Here is a 24,106-nt window from a genome sequence, read left to right on the forward strand (position 1 = left end):
GCAGGGCGTGCGACAATGGCCGAGTCGCGCGGTCCGACCGTGCGACGAGCAGAGCTTCCCGGGCCCAGCCCGGGCAACAGGTGCGGTGAGAGCGCACCGTGACCGGACGTGCGTCACTCCGACGCCGAATCCGCGTGGACCGGGTGTCCGCCGCGGAACCGGCGCGGACCGTACGAAGATGACGGACACCGGTCACAAGACAGCGACGACGGGGGCGTGGACGCCGCTCGTCACAACCGAAGGTTCCCGTGCCCGACAGGGTACGAGCAGAGTTCCCGCCGCCCGTCAGGGCGCGAGCGGGGTCAAGGAGTGCACCAGACCAATGGTGGAGCAGAACACCGACAACACGACCAACGACGACGCCACGCCGAAGCGCCGCGGCCGCCTGTTCGGCAGCCGCCGAGCGCGGTCGGGCGGCCTGGAGGCCCGTGGCGACGTCGACCGGACGACGACCGACACCGACGGGGTCACCCTCCCCGCCGACGCGGCGACCGACGAGCGCGTCGCGTCGCCCGACACCTCCGCCGCTGACGCGGCAGCGGTGCAGGACGGGACCGAGGCACCGTCCTCGGTCGTGGCGCAGGACGGAACGACCGTCCCGGTCGCGGTCGACCCGGTCGCCGCTGCGTCCGGTGAGCCGCACGACGTCTCGACGCTGACCGGGGACCTGCCGGTCGTCGGGGCGGCGTCCGACGGCGTGGGCAGCGACGGCGTCGGCGCCCTCGTCACCGGTGCCGACGCGCACGGGGCGCAGGCCGCCGGGACGCAGGACGAAGCAGGTGCGACCGCTGCCGACCCGACCACCGCCGGGGGCGACGTGCCGGACGACGCGGGGCGTGCCTCCCGTCCGGACGCCGCCGTGCAGACGGCCGAAGCGTCCGACGCGTCCGACGAGCCGTTCGTCCCGCGGGCCACGAGCACCCTCAGCCTGATCTTCCACGCGCCGGTGCTGCCGGAGGTGCCCGTCCGCGCCCCGCGCGACGAGCGGGACGACCGCGACGACGACGAGGACGACGACGAGCAGGGCGGCGGCCGTCGCCGCTCCCGCCGTCGTGGCACGAGCGCCGACCGCGAGCAGCGCGCGCCGCGCGACCACCAGGAGCCGCGCCGCCGCGAGCCGGAGCTCATCACCGAGCCGCAGCGCATCAAGGGCTCGACCCGCCTCGAGGCGAAGAAGCAGCGTCGCCGTGACGGTCGCGACGCCGGTCGTCGTCGCCAGGTGATCACCGAGGACGAGTTCCTCGCGCGCCGCGAGAGCGTCGACCGCCAGATGATCGTGCGGTCCAGCTCGTCGAAGATCGAGATCGGTGTGCTCGAGGACAACGTCCTCGCGGAGCACTACGTCACGAAGTCGCACAACGTCTCGCTCATCGGCAACGTCTACCTGGGCAAGGTCCAGAACGTGCTGCCCTCGATGGAGGCGGCGTTCGTCGACATCGGCCGCGGGCGCAACGCGGTCCTCTACGCGGGCGAGGTCGACTGGGCGTCGGTCGACACCGGCAACCACGGCCGTCGCATCGAGGCCGCCCTCAAGCCGGGCGACAAGGTGCTCGTGCAGGTCACGAAGGACCCGGTCGGCCACAAGGGTGCCCGGCTCACCAGCCAGGTCTCGCTGCCCGGCCGCTACCTCGTGTACGTGCCGAACGGCTCGATGAACGGCATCTCGCGCAAGCTGCCCGACACCGAGCGTGCCCGGCTGAAGAAGATCCTCAAGGAGGTCCTGCCCGAGCACGCCGGCGTCATCGTCCGCACGGCCGCCGAAGGCGCGACCGAGGAGCAGCTCACCCGCGACGTGCAGCGCCTGACCAGCCAGTGGGAGGCGATCCAGAAGAAGGTCGCCGGGGGCCACGCGCCGGTCATGCTGCACTCCGAGCCCGACCTGCTCGTGAAGATCGTCCGCGACGTCTTCAACGAGGACTTCACGAAGCTCATCATCGACGGCGACGCCGCGCGCGGGGTCATCGAGGACTACCTCGACGCCGTCGCGCCGGACCTCAAGGACCGCGTCGAGCTGTACGACGGCCCGGACTCCTTCGAGGAGTACCGCCTCAACGAGCAGATCGCCAAGGCGCTCGACCGCAAGGTGTGGCTGCCGTCGGGTGGCTCGCTCGTCATCGACCGTACCGAGGCGATGACCGTCGTCGACGTCAACACGGGCAAGTTCGTCGGATCCGGCGGCAACCTCGAGGAGACCGTCACGAAGAACAACCTCGAGGCCGCCGAGGAGCTCGTCCGCCAGCTGCGTCTGCGCGACATCGGCGGCATCATCGTCGTCGACTTCATCGACATGGTGCTCGAGTCGAACCGCGACCTGGTCCTCCGTCGCCTGGTCGAGTGCCTGAGCCGCGACCGGACGAAGCACCAGGTCGCCGAGGTCACCTCGCTCGGCCTCGTGCAGATGACCCGCAAGAAGATCGGCGTCGGCCTCCGCGAGTCCCTCGACGAGGTCAACGCGCAGGTGAACGACAACAACGCCGACCCCGGTCCGACCAAGGGCCGTCGCAAGGCCCGGAGCACCGGCGGCAACGGCTCGGGCAACGGGTCGAACGGTGGGTCCTCGAACGGCTCGTCGAACGGCTCCGGCTCGAACGGTGGCGGCGCGGCGCACCAGATCACCGAGGACGTCAAGAACGCCCTGTCGCGCATCGCCGCCTCGACGCTGCCCCACGAGGAGTCCGACGCACCCCGGACCGGCATCGCGAACCCCCGCGGGGGAGCGGCCGCACCGGCAGCCGAGACTCCGGCGTCGCCCGCGTCGACCGCCACCCCGGTGTCCGCACCGGACGAGGCCGACCAGTCGCAGGGCCAGGCGCACGGCGGCGAGCAGCCGTCCGGCAAGCGTCGTCGTCGCCGCGGTGGCCGCGGCGGCAACGGCGCAGGCGGGACCGTCGGCGCCGAGCAGACCCCGGCGCCCGAGGAGCGTCCGGCAGCCACGTCCGGTCGGTCCGAGTCCACGCCCGCGGCACCGGCAGCCGAGCAGGCGCCCGCGCCGGTCACCTCGGCCTCCGCGCCGACCGCCGCCGCCGAGCCCGTCAAGGCCCCGGCTCGTCGTCGGGCGAGCTCGAGCGCCACGGTGACGCCGGCCGACACCACGGTCGCGATCCTGGACATCCCGGTCGCCGTCACGAAGCGCGAGCCCCGACCGGTGACCGGCGACGCCGAGTCCCTGCTCGACTCGGTGCTGCAGGCGCTCCCCGAGCCGAAGCAGCCCGGCCAGGGCCGCTCCCGCTCGCGTCGCGTCTCGTCGCCGAGCATCAGCGCTCCGGCCACCGCGGACACCGGCACCGACGCGGGCGACACGCCCGACGCCGGTGCCGTGATCGTGGGCAACTGACGTGACCGACCCGGCGGGCCCCGGCCGGCAGCACGACGCCGGGTCCCACGGAGCGGGCTGGGGACAGCCCGCTCCGGGGGACCGGATGCCCGCCGGGCCCACCGGGCGGGGTCGTCCCGCCGGTGACCCGCGGCGTGCCGTCGCACCCGGGGCCTCGGTGGCGAACACCACGAGTGCGCTCATCGCGGTCGTCTCGATCGTCCTCGTCGAGTTCGTCTCGGGCCTGGCGTCGCTGGTCGGGACGACCCTCGTGGTGCACCCGTTCGGCAACGCCGGCACCGGTGCGTCCCTGCTCGGCAGCTTCGTCACGGGCGTGTTCACCGCGCCGCTGCCGTACTACCTGGTCACCTTCCTCGCGCTCGCGTTCCTGACGCCGATCGCCCGCCGCAGCCCGCTGCCGACCGTGCTGGTCCGCGCGCTGCTCGCCGGCGCCGCCGGGACCGTGGCGCTCGTGCTCGTGGGGATGGCCACCGCGCTGGTCGACCTCGGCCGTCCCGGGGCGGGGGGCCGGACCGTCGCGGCCGTCGTCACGGGCCCGCTGGCGAACGGCGTGCCGTTCACCCTCATGCTGCTCGGCACCGCGACCGTCGCGTGGCTCTGGACCGGACGCCCGGGAGGCGCTCGTCCCGGTGCCCGTGGCGGCTCGGGGCGTCTTGGCACGGTGCGGCCCGCCGACGCGGTGCCGTCGGCGACGGTGCAGCAGCCGGGCCAGGCGTGGGGACAGCCGCAGCCGGCCCGTCGACCCGCTCCGCACCCCGGGGCGCAGGCGTGGCCGCAGTCCGTGCCGCCGCAGCCCGGGACCCCGGCGTGGCCGCAGCAGGCGCAGCAGGCGCCGCAGGAGCCCTCGTGGGGGCAGCAGGGCCAGCAGCAGCCGTGGGGGCAGCAGGCGCCGCAGGAGCCGTGGGGGCAGCAGGACCCGCAGCAGCCCGTACGGGGGCAGCAGACGCCGCAGCAGGCCCCGTGGGGCCAGGGCCCCGCGCAGGGGCCGCAGGGGCCGCAGGGGACGTCGCAGGCCGAGCAGGGGCAGCACGGGGCGCCGCAGCCCGAGCAGCAGCCCCGGCCCTGGCAGCCGCCGGCACCGCGCTGAGCACAGATCCGCACCCGTCCCGGCACCCGTTGGCGAGACGAGGCGAGGCGGAGCCGGACCGACGTGTCGGCGGTGCGCCGCGCCTCCCGGCCGACACCGCGTGCCGGCCCGCGGTCTCAGTCGGCGCGCTTGTCGCGCTGCGCGACCCGCAGCCCGCTCGCGATCAGCCGGAGCACGAGCTCCCGACCGCTCACCGCGGTGGCCCCGGCCGCGACGAGTTCGTCGTAGCGCGCGAGGGGCACGTCGTAGTGGTCGTGGTCGAACGCACGACGCGGGATCCCGGCACGGTGCGCGAAGGCGTGGAGCTCGTCGTAGGACGCGTCGCTGACCAGGTGGGACCACACCGTGTCGTGCGCGGGCCAGCTCGGCGGGTCGATCAGGACGGTCACGGATCGATCGTACGTGTGTCGCCGTTTGACCGGACCTAGGGGGATCGAGTATTCTCGACCCCTGGTGTCAGCGGGCCGTTCTGCCTGCGTCGCCGATCGGGCCCGGCCTACCGGGAGCCGCTCGTGCAGAAGTGGGCACCCGAGACTTCCCTCAAGCAGAGTACGTAAGGATTTCCACGTGGTTTACGCAGTAGTGCGCGCCGGCGGCCGTCAGGAGAAGGTCGAGGTCGGCACCATCCTCACGATCGACCGTGCCAAGGCCGACGACAAGGGCAACATCGACCTCGCGCCGGTGCTCCTCGTGGACGGTGACAAGATCACGTCGGCCGCTTCCGAGCTCGCCGGCGTCACCGTCACCGCACAGGTGCTCGAGGACCTCCGCGGTCCGAAGGTCGTCATCCAGAAGTTCAAGAACAAGACCGGGTACAAGAAGCGTCAGGGTTTCCGCGCTGAGCTGACCCGCGTCAAGATCACCTCGATCGCGTAAGGCGGGAGTAGAAGATGGCACACAAGAAGGGTGCGAGCTCCACTCGCAACGGTCGTGACTCGAACGCACAGCGCCTCGGCGTGAAGCGCTTCGGTGGCCAGGTCGTCAACGCCGGGGAGATCATCCTCCGCCAGCGTGGCACCCACTTCCACCCGGGCGCCAACGTCGGCCGCGGTGGCGACGACACGCTGTTCGCCCTCTCGGCCGGTGCGGTCGAGTTCGGCACCAAGGGCGGCCGCAAGGTCGTCAACATCGTCGCGGCGTAGTCGACGAAGCGTTCTCAGTTGGAGGGGCGGGCCGAGTGCCCGCCCCTCCTTCGCTTTCCGCGGGCCGACCTGTCCGCGCCCTCGCGGGCACACCGGCCCGCGCCCTCGCGGGCCGATCTGCCCGCACCTTCGCGGACACACCTGTCCGCAGCCTCGCGGGCACACCTGCCCGCACCGTAAGGAGTGGAACCATGGCGACCTTCGTCGACCGCGTGACCCTGCACCTCACCGCGGGGAACGGCGGCAACGGCTGCGTTTCGGTCCGCCGTGAGAAGTTCAAGCCCCTCGCCGGGCCCGACGGCGGCAACGGCGGTGACGGCGGCGACATCGTGCTCGTGGCCGACCCGCAGGTGACGACCCTGCTCGGCTACCACCGCTCGCCGCACCGTTCCTCGAAGAACGGCCAGCCCGGCATGGGCGACATGCGCAGCGGCGTGAGCGGCGAGACCCTCGAGCTGCCCGTCCCGATCGGCACCGTCGTGCACGACGAGGGCGGCGAGGTGCTCGCGGACATGACCGAGCCCGGCATGCGCGTCGTCGTCGCACCGGGCGGTCAGGGCGGCCTCGGCAACGCGGCCCTCGCGACCACCAAGCGGAAGGCCCCCGGCTTCGCCCTGCTGGGGACACCCGGGTGGACCGGCGACGTCAGCCTCGAGCTGAAGACCATCGCCGACGTCGCACTCGTCGGGTTCCCGAGCGCCGGCAAGTCCTCGCTCATCGCCGCGATCTCGGCCGCGAAGCCGAAGATCGCCGACTACCCGTTCACGACCCTGACCCCGAACCTCGGCGTCGTCGAGTCGGGCGAGGTCCGCTTCACGGTCGCCGACGTCCCCGGTCTCATCGAGGGCGCGTCGGAGGGCAAGGGCCTCGGTCTCGAGTTCCTGCGCCACGTCGAGCGCTGCGAGGCGCTCCTGCACGTCATCGACTGCGCGACGCTCGACCCGGGCCGCGACCCGTTGAGCGACCTCGACGTGATCCTCGGCGAGCTCGAGCGCTACCCGGTCCCCGAGGGCCAGACCCCGCTGCTCGAACGTCCGCAGCTCGTCGCCCTCAACAAGGTCGACGTCCCCGAGGCCGCCGAACTCGCCGAGTTCGTCACGGCCGAGCTCGAGGACCGCGGCTACCGGGTGTTCCCGATCTCGACCGCGTCCCGCGCCGGCCTGCGCGAGCTGACCTTCGCGCTGGCCGAGGTCGTCGAGCAGGCCCGCGCCGCCCGTCCGGCCGTGCCCGAGCAGGAGCGCATCGTGCTCCGTCCGAAGGCCGTCAACGCGAAGCCCTTCACGGTCCGTGCCGAGGGCGGCGAGGAGCACCGCTTCTACCGCGTCCGCGGCGAGAAGCCGGAGCGCTGGGTCGTGCAGACCGACTTCACCAACGAGGAGGCGATCGGCTACCTGGCCGACCGGCTCGCCAAGCTCGGCGTCGAGGACGGCCTGTTCAAGGCCGGCGCGGTCGCCGGGTCGACGGTCGTCATCGGTGGCGACGGGGGCATGATCTTCGACTGGGAGCCCACGCTCACCTCGACCGCCGAGCTCATCACGAGCGCGCGTGGCACCGACTCCCGGGTGGGTGGGTCCTCGCGACCGACCCGCAACGAGCGCCGCGAGGACTACTTCGAGCGCATGGACGCCAAGGCGGCGGCGCGCGCCGAGCTCGAGCAGGAGCGCATCGCCGGCCTGTGGGCCGACGACGACGAGGACGGCCGCTGACGGCGGTCCGCCGACGCAGCAGCCCCGACCGACGAGGGACCGACGACCGATGACCGAGACGACCGACCGCGCCGACACCGGAGCCGTGCTGGAGCGGGCTGACGTCCCGCGTGCCCGGCGCCTCGTCGTCAAGGTCGGTTCGTCGTCGGTCAGCGGCGACGCGGCCGGCCAGATCGGCGCGCTCGTCGACGCCCTGGCCGCCGTGCACGCCCGGGGGACCGAGGTCGTGCTCGTGTCCTCGGGCGCCATCGCGACCGGGTTCCCATTCCTCGGGCTCGAGGGCCGCCCGGACGACCTCGCGACCCAGCAGGCGGCCGCGGCGACCGGGCAGAACCTCCTGATGTTCCGGTACCAGAAGGAGCTCGACCGGCACGGCGTCGTCGCGGCCCAGGTCCTGCTCACCGCGGGGGACATGCAGAACCCGACGCACCGGGTGAACGCGCAACGGGCCGTCGACCGGCTGCTCGAGCTGCGGGTCCTGCCGATCGTGAACGAGAACGACACCGTGGCCACGCACGAGATCCGCTTCGGCGACAACGACCGGCTGGCCGCCCTCGTCGCGCGCCTGCTCGGCGCCGACGCGCTCGTGCTGCTCTCCGACGTCGAGTCGCTGTACACGCGGCCGCCGGAGCACCCCGACGCGCGGCCGATCCACGACGTCCCGTTCGGTGACGAGCTCGCCGGGGTCACGTTCGGCGCGTCGGGAGCGGCCGGCGTGGGTACCGGGGGAGCGGCCACGAAGGTCGCCGCTGCCCGGCTCGCCGCCGAGGCCGGCACCGCCGTGCTCGTGACCGCGACCGGCCTGGTCGAGCGCGCGCTGGCCGGCGAGCAGGTCGGCACCTTCTTCCACCCGGCTCCGCGGGGCTGACCCGACCTGGTCCACCGGTCGGGAGGCGCGGTGCGGCCGGGTGGGTCCGGCGCGTCGCGCTCCGGGTCGCGGTCGGGAGGCGCGGTGCGGCCGGAAGGGTCCGGTTCGTCGCGTGCGGGGTCGCGACCACCTCGCGTGGCCGGCTCCTCCTCCACAGGGCGGCCTGGCACGGATGCCCTCCACCGGACCGACGCAGGAGGTCACGTCCGGCCCGTCCGCTCCTACAATCGGACCATGTCGCTGACCGCACCCGCCCCGACCCTCACCGACAAGCTGGTCGCCGCCCGCAGCGCGTCCACCGTGCTCGCGACCGCGACGACGTCGGTCAAGGACGCCGCACTGCGCGCGGTGGCGGCACGGCTGCGCGGGGACACCGACGCCATCGTCGCGGCCAACCACCAGGACCTCGTGGCGGGCGAGGAGAGCGGCCTGTCGTCCGGCCTGCTCGACCGTCTGCGGCTCGACGCCACCCGGATCGAGGCCCTCGCGGCAGCCGTCGAGCACGTCGTGGGGCTCACCGACCCGGTCGGCCAGCACGTCCGTGGGTCACGACTGCCGAACGGGCTGCAGCTGTCGCAGGTGCGTGTGCCCTTCGGCGTGGTCGGCGCGATCTACGAGGCCCGTCCGAACGTCACCGTGGACATCGCCGCGCTCGGCCTGAAGAGCGGGAACGCGGTGGTCCTGCGCGGGGGATCGGCCGCCCTCCGCACCAACGCGGTGCTCGTCGACACGGTCCGTGCCGCGCTCGGGTCCGTCGGCCTGCCCGAGGACCTGGTCCAGACCATCGACGAGTTCGGGCGTCAGGGGGCGACCGAGCTCATGCGTGCCCGCGGGCTCGTCGACGTCCTCATCCCGCGGGGGAGCGCGTCGCTCATCCAGACCGTCGTCACCGAGTCGCAGGTGCCGGTGATCGAGACCGGCGCCGGCGTCGTGCACGTGTTCCTCGACGCCTCCGCCCCCGAGGGCCGCGCGGTCGACATCGTGCTCAACAGCAAGGTGCAGCGGCCGAGCGTCTGCAACGCCCTCGAGACCCTGCTCGTGCACCGGGCGGCGGCCGAACGCCTGCTCCCGGTGCTCGCCGCGCGCCTCCGTGCCGCCGGTGTCACCCTCCGCGGTGACGACGCGACCCGCACGATCGTCCCGGGGGTGCTCCGCGCGACCGAGGCCGACTGGGGCACCGAGTCGATGGACCTCGACCTCTCGATCCGCGTCGTGGCCGACGTCGACGAGGCGATGGCGCACATCGCGCGGTGGTCGACGCACCACACCGAGTCGATCGTCACGGACGACGTCGACACCGCGGAGCGCTTCCTGGCCCAGGTGGACTCGGCCGTCGTGATGGCGAACGCGTCGACACGGTTCACCGACGGTGGCGAGTTCGGCTTCGGTGCCGAGGTCGGGATCTCGACGCAGAAGCTGCACGCCCGTGGGCCGATGGGGTTGCCGGAACTCACGAGCACCAAGTGGATCGTGCGCGGTCAGGGACAGATCCGCGGCTAGACTGGGCGGCGTCTTCCCCCCGATCGAACGGAGCACCGGTCCGATGACCTTCCTCGCTGAAGCCGCAGAACACTCCTCCGGGGTCCCCGCGTTCGTCTTCCCCATGGTCGCCGCGCTCTTCTTCACGTTCCTCGGGTTCGTGACCTGGAGCTTCCGCGACGTCGCGTACCGCCACTCCCAGAAGTTCGAGGCCACCCGCCACCACGAGACGGGTGTGGACGAGTTCGGTCACACCAAGCACTGACCTCCGGCTCGATGCTCGAGAGCACGGGGCGCCCACGCATCGGTGTGATGGGTGGCACCTTCGACCCGATCCACCACGGACACCTCGTGGCGGCGTCGGAGGTCGCGCGCGCCTTCGACCTCGACGAGGTCGTCTTCGTGCCCACCGGCCAGCCGTACATGAAGTCGGACGTCACGGACGCCGAGCACCGGTACCTCATGACGGTCATCGCGACGGCGTCGAACCCGATGTTCACGGTCAGCCGGGTCGACATCGACCGTCCCGGACCGACGTACACGGTCGACACGCTCCGTGACCTGCACGCGCAGCGTCCCGATGCCCAGCTCGTCTTCATCTCGGGCGCGGACGCCGTCCAGCAGATCCTCGACTGGAAGGACCACGATGGGCTGTGGGACCTGGCGCACTTCGTCGCGGTCACCCGGCCGGGACACGACCTCAGCATCACCGGACTGCCCGAACGCGACGTAAGCTTGCTCGAAGTCCCCGCGTTGGCGATATCGTCCACCGACTGCCGCGACCGGGTCAGGCGCGGGTCACCCGTGTGGTACTTGGTCCCCGACGGTGTCGTCCAGTACATCTCCAAGCACCATCTGTATCGGAGCGTTGCATGAGTTCGTCCGACGCGCAGCCGCCACTGTCGCGGCGCGAAGCGCGCGAGCGGGAGCGTGCCGCCGCAGCCGGTTCGCAGCCCGTCACGCCCCCGCCGACCGTCACGCCGCAGGCCGACCAGCCGAGCGAGGAACGCCGCCGCCCGGGTTCGCACGTCGCGCCGTCGCCCTCCGGGCCGGCGCAGCGGTCCGCCCAGGGCACGCCCGGTGCGTTCCCGCTCGCCCCGGCCTCCGGCGCCGAGGCGTCCGGCGACCCCTCGTCGTCCACGCCGTCACCCGCGAGCCCGGCACCGGCCTCGGCGACCGAGATCGTCCCCGGTACCGGAGGGCTGACGCGTCGTCAGCTCCGTCTGCGCCGTGAGGCCGAGGGACAGGCGGTCCAGCCCGTCCCGCTGCGGGCACCGACCCCGCAGTCGTCCGACCGCACCGTGCAGGACGTCCTCGGTTCCGTGGACCGGCTCGACACCGACGAGCCCCCGACCCCCGTGCGCCCGGCCTCGGCAGCACCCTCGCCGGCAGCTCCCGAGCGTGCGGCCGTCCCGGCGCCCTCGGCGCAGGACGCCCCCTCCGTGCCGTCGCCCGCGGCCCCCGTCGGCTCGACGCCGACCCCGTCGGTGCCGTCCGCCCCCGAGCCCGGGGAGACCGTCCGGCTCGACGCGGCCGCCGTCGCGCAGGCGACCGAGGCCGACGGTTCGCCGGACGACCTCGAGCCGCTCAGCGAGGCCGCGGCACACGCCGAGGAGCCCCGCCGGCACCGGTCCACGTGGTCGTCGCCCGACGAGGACGCTGACGCGGACACCGCCGACACCGCGACCACGCCCGGCACCGACCTGCCGACCTCGTCGACGCCGGTTGTGTTCCCGCTGTCGCTCGACGACGACACGAACGAGGTCCCGGTCCAGCGCCCGACCTCCGCGTCGGCACGCCCGGCCTCTGCCGACGACGCGCCCCGCGTGCCGGCCTCCTTCGCCCGTCCGGTCGAGCCGAAGCCGGTGACGACGGCGTTCACCCCGCCGGCCGGTCACTGGTCGCAGCTCGCGGACGACGCGAACGACGCCGAGGTGCACGACGAGGAGACCGGCACCCGCCGTGTCGCCGTGCAGAACACGAACTCGATCGTGCTCCCCGACTCCGCACTGGCCGACCCGACCGGCGCGCTGAACGCCACGGGCGAGGTGATCCTGACCGGGTCGATCGACCTGCCCGCGTCGCTGTCCTCGACCGGGTCGCACCGACCGATCGACGGCGCCGAGGTCGACCGTCTGCTCGAGCAGCACGACGAGCAGCCCGAGACGGACGCGAGCCCGGTCCGTGCGAGCCGCGCCATCTCCAGCCACACCTCGACGCGACAGGTCGTCCTCGCCGCCGCCAAGCCCAAGGAGTCCCGCACGCCGGTGATCCTCGGTGTGACGGTCGGTGCCGTGGGCCTCGCTGCGGCTGCGGTCATCATCGTGGCTCTGGTCACGACGCACATGGGCGGCTGACCGGCCGTTCCCCGTCCGGACCGCCCCGTGGTGGTCCGACCAGACGCACTCCGGTGGCGATCGACGTCGCCGGTCCGATCGTCCCCCGAGCCCGTTGCCTGGCCGCTGTCGGTGGGGTGGCCTATGATCGGGACCCATCACACGGGTCCGCACGCTGCGGGTCCGACGACCGGAAGGACTCCGTGACCGCCTCTCCCCGTGCAGTGGAACTCGTCCAGCTCGCCGCCCAGGCAGCTGACGCCAAGCAGGCCGAAGACCTCGTCGCCCTCGACGTGACCGCGCCGCTGCAGCTCACCGACGTGTTCCTGCTCGCGACCGGCCGGAACGAGCGCAACGTGCTCGCCATCGCGGACGAGATCGAGGACCGGCTCCTCGCCGACGGCGCCAAGCCGCTCCGTCGCGAAGGCCGTGCCGAGGGCCGCTGGGTGCTCATCGACTTCGGTGACATCGTCGTGCACGTCTTCCACGAGGAAGACCGCCAGTACTACTCGCTCGAGCGTCTCTGGTCGGACTGCCCGACCATCCCGCTCGAGCTGCCGGTGGACCAGTCCGCCGCCGCCGACCAGCCCGCCTGATCGGGCCACCACACGCGACGCGCCCGGGTGACGAGCTCGATTACGTCACCCGGCGTTCGCATGGTGTACGCTTCCATGGTGCCTCCGGTTCGGAGGAACACCACACGAGCAAGTGAGAACTTGCACCGTGACCTGGGTCTGTGGCGCAGCTGGTAGCGCACCTGCATGGCATGCAGGGGGTCAGGGGTTCGAGTCCCCTCAGATCCACCCACACCGGAACCCCGTCGCTCACGAGCGGTGGGGTTTCGTCGTTCTCGAGCGCCTGTCGTTCACGAGCGCCTGTCGCTCCCGAGCGCCTGTCGTCCCCGAGCGCCTGTCGTCCCCGAGCTCCTGGCGTTCCCGGGGCCCGGTCGCTCCCTGATGCCCCGAGGCCCCGATCGACCCGTGGTGGTGCCGTTCCACGGCCCCGCGGTGGTTCCGTACCGTCGCCACGCTCCCGCTACGCTGATCCGCATGAGCAACGACGCGCCCCTGTCCGGTTCCGCCCTGACGATCACCGCGGCGGGCTACACCGCCGAGATCGCCTCGGTGGGGGCATCGCTGCGCACCCTCCGGCACGAGGGCCGCGACCTGGTCGTGCCGTTCGACGCCGACGAGGTCCGTCCGGCCTTCCGGGGCGCGGTCCTCGCTCCGTGGCCGAACCGGGTCGTGGACGGCCGCTACACGTTCGGCGGCCGGGAGCACGAGCTGGCCCTGACCGAGCCGAAGCGCCACCACGCCCTGCACGGTCTGGTCGCGTGGACGGACTTCCGCACGGTCGCGCACGAGCCGGACCGTGCCGTCCTCGCCACCACGGTCGCCGCGCAGGAGGGCTACCCGTACCGCGTGGACGTCCTGGTCGAGTACCGCGTCGACGCCGACGGTCTGCACACCACCGTGACCGGCACGAACACCGGGCACGAGTCCGCGCCCTGGGGGACCGGTCCGCACCCGTACCTGGTCGGCGGCGCGGGGCGCGTCGACGACTGGACGCTCACGCTGCCGGCGGCCCGGGTGCTCGAGGTGACCGAGGACCGTCTCGTGCCGACCGGCCTCGCCGACGTGCACGACGAGTTCGACCTCCGCACCGCGACCCCGATCGGCGACCGCTTCATCGACCACGCCTACACCGACTTCGACCGCGGCGGCGAGGGGGTCGCGACGATCGTCCTCACCGGTGCCGACGGCCGCGGCGTCCGCGTGGCGTTCGGTCCCGAGTGCCCGTGGGTGCAGGTGCACACCGCCGACCACGTCGTCCCCGAGTACCACCGCGTCGGCCTGGCCGTCGAGCCGATGACGTGCGCGCCGGACGCCTTCAACACCGGCGAGGAGTCGGGGCTCGTCGTGCTCGAGCCGCACGCCTCGCACGCCGCCTCGTGGACGATCGCCGCGGTCTGACCGGAGCGCGGGCGCTCGTCCGCCGGTTCGGGTGGACCCCGGACCTCGGCTCCCTCGCGGCCTCGGCGGCCGGCGACGTCGTCTGGCTCGACTCCGCCCTGCCCGACGGCGCACCGGACGCCGCACGTGAGCGGGCCCGCTGGTCCGTCCTCGCCCTGACCGGCGGGCCGTTCGGTGCCGGGTTCCGGCACGAGGACCGTCGTGCACTCCTCGACGTGTCCCCGGCCGCGGAGGCGTGGTTCGGTCCCTCGCGGAGCGTCGACGCGGGCGCGTTCGCGACGCTCGGGGACCTGCTCGCACGCACACCGGCCTGCACCGCGCCGATCGCCGGGTGCGGCTTCGCGCTGGGGTGGGTGGGCTTCCTCGGGTACGAGCTCGGCCGTGAGACCGACGGGCCGGACCGGACCGCCGGGCAGCACGCGGACGCCGACCTGCGGTTCGTGGACCGGGCCGTCGTGGTCGACGCGGATGGCGGCGCGTGGGCGCTCGCCCTCGTCGTGGACACGGACACGGACACGGGCGCGGACGCGGAAGCGGGCACGGACACGGACGGTGCGGCAGGCGCGGCCAGCACGGCGAACCGCGCGTGGCTCGACGAGGTGACCACGCGACCGGCCGCCGCGGTGGACGCGGGCGCGACCACGGGCCTCCCGGCCGGTGCGGTGACCGGGGTGCCGGGCGTGACCGGCGGGGCGGGCGCGGCCACGGGCCTCCCGACCGGTGTGGCGACCGGGCGCGTGTCGCGGGCCGCCTACGAGACCGCGGTCGAGACCTGCCGCGCGGAGATCCGCGAGGGCAACGCCTTCCAGGTGTGCCTCACCACCGCATTCGCGGTCGGCCTGGAGGCGCGGGTCGGGCCCGCCACGGACCCGCACCTGGACGAGTACCTGCGGCTGCGCGCCGTCGACCCGGTGCCGTTCGGCGCCTACCTGCGGCTCGGACCGCTCCGGGTCGCGAGCCGCTCGCCGGAACGGTTCCTGCGCATCGACGCCGGCGGGCGGGTCCTCGCCGAACCCATCAAGGGCACCCGTCGTCGCGACCCGGACCCGGGCCGGGACGCCGTGGTGCGGGCCGACCTGGCGACGAGCGGCAAGGACCGCGCCGAGAACGTCATGATCGTCGACCTGCTGCGCAACGACCTGCTGCGCTCGGCGGTGCCCGGCTCGGTGCACGTCGAGCGGCTCTGCGCGGTCGAGACCTACGCGAGCGTGCACCAGCTCGTGTCGACGGTGTCGGCGCAGCTGCCCCCGGGCGCGTCGCGGGCCGAGGTGGTCCGTGCCGCGTTCCCGCCGGGGTCGATGACGGGCGCGCCGAAGCGCAGCGCGACCGCGATCGCCGACCGGCTCGAGGGTGCGCCGCGCGGGGTGTACTCGGGCGCGGTCGGGTACTTCTCGACGGACGGCACCGTCGACCTGTCGGTGGCGATCCGGACACTGGTGACGGTCCTCGACGACGCGGGCGCGGTCCGGTCCCGGTCCTTCGGGGCCGGGGGAGCGGTGACGTGGTCCTCGGTGGCGGCGGACGAGGCGGACGAGGTCGAGACGAAGACGCGGTCGGTGTTCGGCGGGCTGGGGGTCGTCGGGCGCTGGTGACGGGCGCGGGCCTGGGTGCTCGGGTTCGGGCTCGTGCGCGCGTGTACTCGCGTTGCGCGATCCGCGGATCACCGGCGTGTCGAACGTGCGTTCGGGCTGACTGTCCACAGGATGTCGGACCCGGTTGACATGATCGAACACATGTTCGAACATGAGGGCATGCAGACGGCGGCGGCACTCCTGTCGTCCGGGCGCGAGACGTCCGGACGCAGCAGACCTGCCCGCCCCGATCCGGACCGGATCCACACGGACCTGTCGGACCCCGACCAGGTGCGTCCGGAGCCGACGCGCACCGAACAGGTGCGCTCGGACCCGGCCCGTCCCGTGCGCCGTGTCGACCACCTCGGAGACGCCCGTGCCGCGCTCGACCGCATCACGGCGCTCCGGTCCCGGGTCGCCGAGATGGAGGCCACGCGGGTCGACGTACAGGGGCTCCCGACGGCCCCGGCACTGCAACCGTTGCTGCCGGGTGGGGCGATCCGGGTCGGTGGTGCCTACGCGGTGCAGGAGTCGGTGCTGCTCGCGATGACCATGTTGCAGGCGGCCTCGGCCGAGGGCGCCTGGTGCGCGGTGGTGGGGGTGCCCTCCTTCGGGGTCGAGGCTGCAGCGGCGATGGGGATCGACCTCGAGCGGCTCGTGCTCGTCCCGGACCCGGGCGACCAGTGGCTGACCGTGACGGCGGCACTCGCCGACGTCGCCCAGATCGTGCTCACGCGACCGCTCGGCCGCGTGGTGCCGGGGGACGTGTCCCGGCTGTCGGCGCGCCTGCGGCAGCGTGGCGGAGCGCTCGTGGCCCTGGGCTCGTGGCCGGGTGCCGACGTCACGCTGCAGGTGACGGACTCGGTGTGGAGCGGCATCGGTGACGGGTACGGACACCTGGTCGAGCGTCGCGCGACCGTGACCGCCTCGGGCCGCGCCGGCGCCGGACGTCCGGTGCACGCCGAACTGCTCCTGCCCGCCGCCGACGGCGCGGTGCGCCCGGTCGAGCCCGTGACCACCGCCGGCTCGGTCGGCGGCGCGTCCCGCGTCCTGCGTCCCGTGGCGGTGGCGTCGTGACCCCGCGCGGCGGCGGTCGGCCCCGGGGCACCCGCACGCGGGCCGCGTCGCCCCGCAGCACCGGGACGGGTGTCCCCGGACCGGCGACGGTCCGAGCCGACGCCGTCGCCCGGGGCGGAGCGCTGCCCGAACCCCCGCCCACCCGCACGATCGTGCTCTGGTGCCCGGACTGGCCGGTGATCGCCGCTGCCCGGGCAGCGGGGACACCGCCCGACCAGCCGTTCGCGCTCGTCGCCAAGGGCGAGGTCTACGCGAGTTCCGCCAGCGCCCGCCAGCAGGGGGTCGTCCGCGGGCTCCGCGTGCGCGAGGCCCAGGCGCGCTGCCCGGGACTCGTGGTGCAGCCGTACGACGACGCACTCGACCACCGGGCGTTCGAACCGGTCATCCGGGCGATCGAGACCGCGGTCCCCGGGGTCGAGGTCCTGCGGCCCGGCACCGTCGCGCTGCGCTCCCGCGGTCCCGCGCGCTACTACGGCGGCGAGCGTGCGGCTGCGGCGACCCTCGCGGGCATCGCGGCCGACCATGGTGCCCCCGGTGTCCGCGCCGGGGTGGCCGACACCCCGTTCGCCGCCGAGCAGGCCGCCCGGGCACGTCCGGTGCGACCGGGGGAGCGCGTGCGGATCGTGCCCGTGGGCGGGTCCGCTGCGTTCCTCGCCGACCTGCCGCTGGGCGTGCTCGGCGACGTCGACCTGGCGATGCTGCTCGGCCGACTGGGGATCAGCACCCTGGGGGACTTCGCCGCGCTCGGCGACGAGCAGGTGCGTGACCGGTTCGGCGTCCCCGGGGCGTTCCTGCACCGCCTCGCGGGGGGCCGTGACCCACGCGAGGTCGCTGCGCGCGAGGTGCCGCCCGAGTTCCGTGTCGAGGCGTCGTTCGAGCCGCCGCTCGACCGTGCCGACCAGATCGCGTTCGCGTTCCGCCGGTCGGCCGACGACTTCGCCGCCCGGCTCCGCTCCGCGGGGCTCGTCGCGACGACCATCCGCGTGGGCATCGTCGACGAACGGGACCTGCTGCTCGAACGCACCTGGGTCCACCCGCGGTGGTTCGACGCCGCCGACGTGGTCGACCGGGTGCGCTGGCAGTTGGCCGGCGGGGTGGACCCCTCGGGGCTCGAGGCGCCCGTCGTCCAGGTCGTGCTGGAGCCGGTCGCGGTGGACGACGCCGCGAACCACGAACGCGGGCTGTGGGGCACGGGACCCGACGAGCGCGTGCACCACGCCCTGGCCCGGGTGCAGGGGCTCGTCGGGCACGAGGGCGTCGTCACCCCGCGGGTCGGTGGCGGACGCACCCTGGCGGAGCGTGTCGTGCTCGTGCCGTGGGGCGACGCCCCCGTGGGCGGTGAGCGTGCCCTGGCGACCGTCAGGGACCGCCCGTGGCCCGGCAAGCTGCCCGGCCCCCCGCCGGCGACGGTGCTCGAACGCCCCCGCCCGGTGGACGTCGTCACGACCGACGGCGGCTCCGTGGACGTCGACGAGCGCGGCGTCCTGACCGGCGCGCCCGAACGGTTCCGGGCCGAGGGGGAGCGGGGCGGACGGTTCGCCCCCGTCACCGCGTGGGCCGGGCCCTGGCCGCTCGTCGTGCGCTGGTGGGAGTCGGGCGGGCGGCGGCTGCACCGGTTGCAGCTCGTCGACGGCGACGGTCGTGCCTGGTACCTGGTACTGGCCGACCATCGCTGGTGGGCCGAGGCGGTCGCGACGTGAACCGCGGCCGTGACGTGGGCCCCCGTCCCGACGACGAGGAGTGCTGATGGGCTACAGCAACCCCCCGATCCCGTGGTCGCAGTTCGAGCGGGCACTGTCGGACAAGCGTCCCGAGAGCACACACGCCGGCGACGGCGGGGACAGTCCCGCTTGGTCGCGCAAGCGGTCCCGGTACGTCCCGCCGCCCGCGCCCTCCGAGGACGCCGAACCGGTCGTCCCGTACGCCGAGCTGCACGCGCACTCGACGTTCAGCTTCCTCGACGGCGCGAGCGGTCCCGAGCACCTGGTCGAGGAGGCCGCACGGCTGCACCTGCACGGGCTGGCGCTCACCGACCACGACGGCTTCTACGGTGCCGCTCGGATGGCCGAGGTCGCCGAGGCGTACCCGACGGTGGCGACCGTCTACGGCACCGAGCTGTCCCTGGGACTCACCGAGCCGCAGAACGGGGTGCCCGATCCCGAGGGCACGCACCTGCTGCTGCTCGCCGACGGCCAGGAGGGTTACCACCGGCTCGCCGCCGCGGTGACGCGGGCACACCTCGCACCCGGGGCCGAGAAGGGGCGCCCGCAGTACGACCTCGACGACCTCGCGGCCCGGGCGGACGGGCACTGGCGGGTCCTCACCGGCTGCCGGAAGGGGGCCGTCCGGCAGGCGCTCGAGCGCGGGGGCGAGTCGGCGGCCGACGAGGCCCTGCGCACGCTGCTCGACCGGTTCGGCACCGCCGGGGTCGTCGTCGAGCTGACCGACCACGGCGACCCGCTCGACTCGGCCCGCAACGACGCCCTGTCCGACCTCGCTGCCCGGCACGCGTTGCCCGTCGTGGCGACCGGGAACGTGCACTACGCGACCCCGGACCGCTTCCCCGTGGCGACCGCACTCGCCGCGGTGCGGGCGCGGCGCAGCCTCGACGAGGCCGACGGCTGGCTGCCCGCCGCCCCGACCGCACACCTGCGGTCCGGGGCCGAGATGGCCCGTCGCTTCGCCCGGTACCCCGGCGCGGTGGCGACCACCGTCGACCTCGCCGACGCGCTCGGCTTCCGGCTGCGGGCCGCCAAGCCGGGGTTGCCCGACGTCGACGTCCCGGCGGGGCACACGACGATGTCGTGGCTCCGCGAGCTCACCTGGCGCGGCGCCCGTCGGTTCTACCCGGGCAGCGCGGACGGCGTCGACCCGCTCAAGCGCGAACGCATCGAACGCGAGCTCTCGGTGATCGAGGAGAAGGACTTCCCGGGCTACTTCCTGATCGTGCGCGACATGGTGCAGTTCGCCCGCGACCGCGGGATCCTCTGCCAGGGGCGCGGCTCCGCGGCGAACTCGGCGGTCTGCTACCTGCTCGAGATCACCGCCGTCGACTCGATCCGGTACGGGCTGCCGTTCGAGCGGTTCCTGTCGGCGATGCGCGACGAGGAGCCCGACATCGACGTCGACTTCGACTCCGACCGGCGCGAAGAGGTCATCCAGTACGTCTACGACAAGTACGGCCGGTTCAACGCCGCGCAGGTGGCGAACGTCATCACCTACCGGCCGAAGGGCGCCGTCCGCGACATGGCGAAGGCACTCGGGCACAGTCCCGGGCAGCAGGACGCGTGGTCGAAGCAGGTCGAGCGCTGGGGTTCGGTGACCGAGAGCCAGGACCACGACATCCCCGACACCGTGGTGGACATGGCGCAGCAGGTGCTCGGGTTCCCGCGGCACCTCGGCATCCACTCCGGTGGCATGGTGCTGACGGACCGGCCGGTGGGCGAGGTCGTGCCGATCGAGCACGCCCGGATGGACGGCCGCACGGTCCTGCAGTGGGACAAGGACGACTGCGCCTACATGGGGCTCGTGAAGTTCGACATGCTCGGTCTCGGCATGCTCGCGGCGCTGCAGTACGCGTTCGACCTGGCCGACGAGCACTGCGGGGAGCGCTGGGACATGCACTCCATCCCGAAGGAGGAGCAGGGCGTCTACGACCAGCTCTGCCGTGCCGACACGATCGGGGTGTTCCAGGTGGAGTCCCGGGCGCAGATGGGCACGCTCCCGCGGCTGCTGCCCCGGCGCTTCTACGACCTGGTCATCGAGGTGGCCCTGGTGCGCCCCGGGCCGATCCAGGGCGGCGCGGTGCACCCCTACATCCGACGACGTACCGGTGAGGAACCGATCACCTACATCCACCCGGCGCTCGAGCCCGTGCTGGAGCGGACGCTCGGGGTGCCGCTGTTCCAGGAGCAGCTGATGCAGATGGCGATCGCCGTGGGCGGGTGCTCGGGCGACGACGCCGACCTGCTGCGGCGGGCGATGGGGTCGAAGCGCGGACTCGAGAAGATCGAGCGGCTGCGCGAGAAGCTCTACCTCGGCATGGCGGCGAACGACATCCACGGGGACGACGCCGACGCGATCTACGCGAAGATCCAGGCCTTCGCGAACTTCGGCTTCGCCGAGAGCCACTCGATCAGCTTCGCGCTCATCGTGTACGCGAGCGCGTGGATGCGGTTGCACTACCCGGGAGCGTTCCTGGCGGCACTGCTCCGGGCGCAGCCGATGGGGTTCTACTCACCCCAGACGCTCGTCGCCGACGCGCGTCGACACGGCGTGCAGGTGCTGCGTCCCGACGTCCTGCAGTCGGGGGTCGACGCGACGCTGGAGCCCCTCGACGGGACGGCGGACACCGCGCCGACCGGGCTCGACGCCTGCACGGCCGAGGAGCAGCCCCCGGTGCTGCCGTTCGACGGTTCGGCACCCGACGACACCGCGCAGCACCGACGCGACGGTGCGTTCGCGGTCCGGCTCGGGCTGGCCGAGGTGGCGTCGCTCGGGCGGCGGAGCGCCGAGGCCATCGTCGCCGAACGCACGGCGCACGGACCGTTCACGGACATGTCCGACCTCGCCCGACGGGTCCGGCTGAGCACCGCGCAGCTCGAGGCCCTCGCGGCCGCAGACGCCTTCGCGGGCCTCGGGATCGACCGCCGGAGCGGCATGTGGTCCGCTGCCCAGGCCGCCGCCGAGCGCCCCGACCAGCTCCCGGACACCCAGGTGACCGTGCAGCCGCCGCTGTTCGGGCAGATGACGAGCGGCGACGTGCTCATCGCGGACATGTGGTCGACGGGGATGACGACCGACGACCACCCGGTGGGGCACCTCCGCGACCGGCTCCTCGCCCGCGGCGTGCTCAGCGTGCAGGACACCGCGACGGCCGAGTCCGGGCGTCGCATCGAGGTCGGCGGGATCGTCACCCACCGGCAGCGGCCCGCGACGGCGTCGGGGATCACGTTCCTCAACGTCGAGGACGAGACCGGGTTGGTGAACGTGATCTGCAGCGTCGGGGTGTGGGGACGCTACCGACGGGTGGCGCGTGAGTCACCCGCGGTGATCGTGCGGGGCATCCTCGAGCGGTCCCCGGACGGTGTGGTCAACGTCGTCGCGGACCGGATCGAACACCTGCCGCTCGCCGTCCGGACACGGTCGCGGGACTTCCAGTGACCGCGGTCGGCCCCGGCGGCCGCCTCGCGCGTGCGACGGGCTTCAGCCCTCGGCGGGCACCGCCGGCACCCGGATGGTGACCTCGAGACCACCCGAACGCACGTTGCGGAGGGACGCCGTGCCTCCCGCCCGTTCTGCGATCGCACGGACGATCGCGAGCCCGAGGCCGGAGCCGCCCGGCATCGGGACCCCGCCCGTCGCCGGGTCCGGGTCCCGGCGCGAGGTCCTGGCCTCGTCGGGACGGGTGAACCGGTCGAACGCGACCGGGATGAACGACTCGGGCACGCCCGGTCCGTCGTCGGTGATCTGCAGGACGCCGTCGGTGCCGTCGCTGCGCCACGACACGTACACGCCGCCGCCGCGGGGCAACGCCGCGACCGCGTTGCTGGCGGTGTTGGTGACCAGCTGCGCCATGCCGCCGGTGTCCAGGCGGTACCGCGGTTCGGCGGACGCAGTGTCGCTCGTGCCCGCGCCGGTGGCCCCGGACGAGCTGCCCGACGGGAGGGTCGGCGGCTCGAGGTCGAAGTCGACCGTGACGTCCTTCGCCGACGCGATCATGCGGACGCGGTCCACCGCGGCCATCACCTCGTCGCCGAGGTCGGACCACGCGGTCGTCGTCTGCTGGACGCCGTCCTCCTCGCGGCGCTCCGACTCCTCGATGCGGGAGAGCGTGAGCAGGTCGTTCGCCAGACGCGAGAGCCGGGCGACGCTCCGCTTGGCGCGGTCGATGTGGGCGGCGAGCGCAGCGGCGTCGTCCCCGTCGAGCGAGGCCAGGTCGAGCTGGGTGGTGAGGATCGCCAGGGGCGTCCGGAGCTCGTGGCTCGCGTCCGACACCATCTGGCGCTCGCGCTCGGTGACCTGGCGGGTGCGGGCGAGGAACGCGTTGAGGGTGGTGGCGAGCGAGGCCAGTTCGTCCTGCGCCGGGCCGACCGGCAGCTCGGCGCGTTCGGGGGCGACCGAGAGCCGCTCGGCCTCACGGCGCATCCGGTTCACCGGGCGCAGGGCGGCGGTGGCGAGGGCCCACGAGGCGACCCCGAACGCGATGAGGATCGCGAGCCCGGTGAGCGACAGCGTCGTGGTGAGGTCGTCGACGACGATCGCCTCGGCCTGGGAGTTGCGTGCTGCGACGACGGTCCACCGCCCGGCCTGGTTCACGGGGTGCTCGATGACGACCCGGTACTCGGAGTCGGAGACGTCGATGAGCGAGGTGCCGGCCTTGGTCGAGGTGAGGCTGCCGAGCGCGCGTTCGACCCGGGGCGGCATGGTCGACAGCCGGATCTTGCCGGACGGGTCGACGACCGCGACGAGCTGCGCGTTGCCCGGCGCGGACAGGTCCGGGTCGCTGTCGACCTCGAGCGTCGCCACGTACGGGTCGACGTCGGCGTCGAGCAGCGTCCGGGTCGCACTCGCGACGACGCTCACGACCTGGAACCGCATGACGAGCACGAGCAGCAGGATCACCACGGCGGCTATCGCGGTCGAGCCGATCGTGATCCGCGCCCGCAGGGAGAGCACGCGCAGCGGCCGGGGCAGACCGCTGCGGACGCGGTCGGTCCCGGCCCTGGGCGCGGGGTCGGTCACGCCCCGAGCAGGTCGAGCCGGTACCCGCGACCGCGGACCGTGGCGATGGCGACCGTCGCCTCGTGCGAGGTCAGCTTCTTGCGGAGGTACGAGATGTACTGCTCGACGACGTTCGGGTCGACGTGCTGCGAGCCGTCCCAGACCTCCTCGAGGATCTTCGGCCGGTCGACCACGGTGCCGACCGAGCGGGCGAGCAGGCGGAGGAGGGCGAACTCGGTCGGGCTCACCGCGACGCGCTGGCCCTTGATCGAGACCCGGCGGGCCTCGGAGTCGATCGCGACGTCGCCGACCTCGATGGTGCGCGGGGCACCGGCGGACTCACGCCGGCCGAGGGCGCGCAGGCGGGCGGTGAGTTCCGCGAAGGCGAACGGCTTGGTGAGGTAGTCGTCGGCTCCGGCGTCGAGGCCGAACACCCGGTCGTCCACGGCGTCGCGCGCGGTGACGAGCAGGATGCGCACCGGGTCCTCGCGTTCGCGGATGCGTCGGGCGAGCTCGAACCCGGACATGCCGGGCATCATCACGTCGACGATCGCGAGGTCGAACCCCTGCTCGCCGAGCGCGATGAGCGCTTCCACACCGTTCTCGACCGCAGTGACGCGGTACCCCTCCGCAGCGAGCCCGCGCTCCATGAGCGCGCGCATCTCGTCGTCGTCCTCGACCACCAACAGGCGCATGATCGACCTCCTCGGACCCCATCGTGGCATCGAACCGGGCCCCGGGGGCAGTGGCGGCTCCGAAGTCGCTGAATCTCGTCACAGTGACTTCTGTGCGTCTGCGGTCCGGGCGACC

19 protein-coding genes and 1 tRNA gene are annotated in these 24,106 nt (G+C 73.6%); 17 read left to right on the forward strand and 3 right to left on the reverse strand.

Features of this window, described 5'->3' with window-relative positions; genetic code table 11:
• Positions 1 to 322 precede the first annotated feature (322 nt).
• Together QOL16_RS05600 and QOL16_RS05605 are read left to right on the forward strand one after the other, a co-directional pair.
• The gene (locus QOL16_RS05600; RefSeq protein WP_071285040.1) at positions 323 to 3,334 is read left to right on the forward strand and encodes an Rne/Rng family ribonuclease; all 3,012 of its coding nucleotides are present in this window, start codon (positions 323 to 325) and stop codon (positions 3,332 to 3,334) included.
• 157 nt (positions 3,335 to 3,491) lie between these two features.
• Positions 3,492 to 4,421, forward strand: coding sequence for a hypothetical protein (locus tag QOL16_RS05605; RefSeq protein ID WP_139266468.1), 930 nt, complete (start codon positions 3,492 to 3,494; stop codon positions 4,419 to 4,421).
• A gap of 116 nt (positions 4,422 to 4,537) precedes the next feature.
• On the opposite strand, the gene QOL16_RS05610 is transcribed toward QOL16_RS05605, so the two are convergent.
• The gene (locus QOL16_RS05610; protein ID WP_065960231.1) at positions 4,538 to 4,810 is read right to left on the reverse strand and encodes a DUF4031 domain-containing protein; all 273 of its coding nucleotides are present in this window, start codon (positions 4,808 to 4,810) and stop codon (positions 4,538 to 4,540) included.
• A gap of 178 nt (positions 4,811 to 4,988) precedes the next feature.
• On the opposite strand from QOL16_RS05610, the gene rplU reads away from it, so the two are divergent.
• The 15 genes from rplU (at position 4,989) to QOL16_RS05685 (ending at position 21,736) form a co-directional block, all read left to right on the forward strand.
• The gene (rplU, locus tag QOL16_RS05615; protein WP_065960233.1) at positions 4,989 to 5,297 is read left to right on the forward strand and encodes a 50S ribosomal protein L21; all 309 of its coding nucleotides are present in this window, start codon (positions 4,989 to 4,991) and stop codon (positions 5,295 to 5,297) included.
• Between the two features lie 14 nt (positions 5,298 to 5,311).
• The gene (rpmA, locus tag QOL16_RS05620) at positions 5,312 to 5,563 is read left to right on the forward strand and encodes a 50S ribosomal protein L27 (RefSeq protein WP_065960235.1); all 252 of its coding nucleotides are present in this window, start codon (positions 5,312 to 5,314) and stop codon (positions 5,561 to 5,563) included.
• A 191-nt stretch (positions 5,564 to 5,754) separates the two neighbouring features.
• A complete protein-coding gene (obgE, locus tag QOL16_RS05625; protein WP_071285038.1) occupies positions 5,755 to 7,269 on the forward strand; it encodes a GTPase ObgE in 1,515 nt (504 codons plus the stop codon).
• A 49-nt stretch (positions 7,270 to 7,318) separates the two neighbouring features.
• Positions 7,319 to 8,137, forward strand: a complete 819-nt coding sequence (gene proB / locus QOL16_RS05630; protein WP_065960240.1) for a glutamate 5-kinase — start codon at positions 7,319 to 7,321, stop codon at positions 8,135 to 8,137.
• A gap of 234 nt (positions 8,138 to 8,371) precedes the next feature.
• Positions 8,372 to 9,637 (forward strand): glutamate-5-semialdehyde dehydrogenase, encoded by a 1,266-nt coding sequence (locus tag QOL16_RS05635; RefSeq protein WP_065960241.1) that lies wholly within the window; start codon positions 8,372 to 8,374, stop codon positions 9,635 to 9,637.
• A gap of 43 nt (positions 9,638 to 9,680) precedes the next feature.
• On the forward strand, positions 9,681 to 9,881 hold the full coding sequence (locus QOL16_RS05640; protein ID WP_065960243.1) for a hypothetical protein: 201 nt from the start codon (positions 9,681 to 9,683) through the stop codon (positions 9,879 to 9,881).
• 11 nt (positions 9,882 to 9,892) lie between these two features.
• Positions 9,893 to 10,492 (forward strand): nicotinate-nucleotide adenylyltransferase, encoded by a 600-nt coding sequence (gene nadD, locus QOL16_RS05645; protein ID WP_065960247.1) that lies wholly within the window; start codon positions 9,893 to 9,895, stop codon positions 10,490 to 10,492.
• Positions 10,489 to 11,973: a hypothetical protein gene (locus QOL16_RS05650; RefSeq protein WP_071245829.1), complete on the forward strand. Its 1,485-nt coding sequence runs from the start codon at positions 10,489 to 10,491 to the stop codon at positions 11,971 to 11,973. Before nadD ends, QOL16_RS05650 begins: the two co-directional genes overlap by 4 nt.
• A gap of 182 nt (positions 11,974 to 12,155) precedes the next feature.
• Complete coding sequence (rsfS, locus tag QOL16_RS05655; RefSeq protein WP_071245831.1) at positions 12,156 to 12,548, forward strand: ribosome silencing factor; 393 nt, start codon at positions 12,156 to 12,158, stop codon at positions 12,546 to 12,548.
• A 134-nt stretch (positions 12,549 to 12,682) separates the two neighbouring features.
• Positions 12,683 to 12,755, forward strand: a tRNA-Ala gene (locus QOL16_RS05660).
• Positions 12,756 to 13,001: 246 nt separating this feature from the next.
• A complete protein-coding gene (locus QOL16_RS05665) occupies positions 13,002 to 13,925 on the forward strand; it encodes an aldose 1-epimerase family protein (protein WP_071245833.1) in 924 nt (307 codons plus the stop codon).
• Positions 13,904 to 15,517 carry an anthranilate synthase component I family protein gene (locus QOL16_RS05670; protein WP_071285037.1) on the forward strand — a complete coding sequence of 538 codons (1,614 nt, stop codon included), beginning with the start codon at positions 13,904 to 13,906 and terminating at the stop codon, positions 15,515 to 15,517. Before QOL16_RS05665 ends, QOL16_RS05670 begins: the two co-directional genes overlap by 22 nt.
• A 141-nt stretch (positions 15,518 to 15,658) precedes the next feature.
• Positions 15,659 to 16,573, forward strand: a complete 915-nt coding sequence (locus QOL16_RS05675) for a hypothetical protein (protein WP_217637640.1) — start codon at positions 15,659 to 15,661, stop codon at positions 16,571 to 16,573.
• A 122-nt stretch (positions 16,574 to 16,695) separates the two neighbouring features.
• Positions 16,696 to 18,273 (forward strand): DNA polymerase Y family protein, encoded by a 1,578-nt coding sequence (locus QOL16_RS05680; protein WP_071285063.1) that lies wholly within the window; start codon positions 16,696 to 16,698, stop codon positions 18,271 to 18,273.
• A 46-nt stretch (positions 18,274 to 18,319) separates the two neighbouring features.
• A complete protein-coding gene (locus QOL16_RS05685; protein ID WP_071285036.1) occupies positions 18,320 to 21,736 on the forward strand; it encodes an error-prone DNA polymerase in 3,417 nt (1,138 codons plus the stop codon).
• Positions 21,737 to 21,778: 42 nt separating this feature from the next.
• Here QOL16_RS05685 and QOL16_RS05690 read toward each other — a convergent pair whose 3' ends face one another.
• Both QOL16_RS05690 and QOL16_RS05695 read right to left on the reverse strand, forming a co-directional pair.
• A complete protein-coding gene (locus tag QOL16_RS05690; protein ID WP_083395106.1) occupies positions 21,779 to 23,317 on the reverse strand; it encodes a cell wall metabolism sensor histidine kinase WalK in 1,539 nt (512 codons plus the stop codon).
• Positions 23,314 to 23,991: a response regulator transcription factor gene (locus QOL16_RS05695; protein ID WP_065963855.1), complete on the reverse strand. Its 678-nt coding sequence runs from the start codon at positions 23,989 to 23,991 to the stop codon at positions 23,314 to 23,316. The genes QOL16_RS05690 and QOL16_RS05695 overlap by 4 nt, the downstream gene beginning before the upstream one ends.
• Between the last annotated feature and the right edge of the window lie 115 nt (positions 23,992 to 24,106).

It is taken from the genome of Curtobacterium sp. MCBA15_004 (assembly GCF_001865055.2).
In the GTDB taxonomy this organism is placed as follows: Bacteria; Actinomycetota; Actinomycetes; order Actinomycetales; family Microbacteriaceae; genus Curtobacterium.

What these genes read in the sequence shown, in the direction of transcription:
- QOL16_RS05600 (WP_071285040.1), top strand. Translation starts at nt 323, where the DNA reads ATGGTGGAGCAGAACACCGACAACACGACCAACGACGACGCCACGCCG.
- rpmA (WP_065960235.1), top strand. Translation starts at nt 5,312, where the DNA reads ATGGCACACAAGAAGGGTGCGAGCTCCACTCGCAACGGTCGTGACTCG.
- obgE (WP_071285038.1), top strand. Translation starts at nt 5,755, where the DNA reads ATGGCGACCTTCGTCGACCGCGTGACCCTGCACCTCACCGCGGGGAAC.
- proB (WP_065960240.1), top strand. Translation starts at nt 7,319, where the DNA reads ATGACCGAGACGACCGACCGCGCCGACACCGGAGCCGTGCTGGAGCGG.
- QOL16_RS05635 (WP_065960241.1), top strand. Translation starts at nt 8,372, where the DNA reads ATGTCGCTGACCGCACCCGCCCCGACCCTCACCGACAAGCTGGTCGCC.
- QOL16_RS05640 (WP_065960243.1), top strand. Translation starts at nt 9,681, where the DNA reads ATGACCTTCCTCGCTGAAGCCGCAGAACACTCCTCCGGGGTCCCCGCG.
- nadD (WP_065960247.1), top strand. Translation starts at nt 9,893, where the DNA reads ATGCTCGAGAGCACGGGGCGCCCACGCATCGGTGTGATGGGTGGCACC.
- QOL16_RS05650 (WP_071245829.1), top strand. Translation starts at nt 10,489, where the DNA reads ATGAGTTCGTCCGACGCGCAGCCGCCACTGTCGCGGCGCGAAGCGCGC.
- QOL16_RS05665 (WP_071245833.1), top strand. Translation starts at nt 13,002, where the DNA reads ATGAGCAACGACGCGCCCCTGTCCGGTTCCGCCCTGACGATCACCGCG.
- QOL16_RS05675 (WP_217637640.1), top strand. Translation starts at nt 15,659, where the DNA reads ATGTTCGAACATGAGGGCATGCAGACGGCGGCGGCACTCCTGTCGTCC.
- QOL16_RS05685 (WP_071285036.1), top strand. Translation starts at nt 18,320, where the DNA reads ATGGGCTACAGCAACCCCCCGATCCCGTGGTCGCAGTTCGAGCGGGCA.
- QOL16_RS05695 (WP_065963855.1), bottom strand. Translation starts at nt 23,991, where the DNA reads ATGCGCCTGTTGGTGGTCGAGGACGACGACGAGATGCGCGCGCTCATG.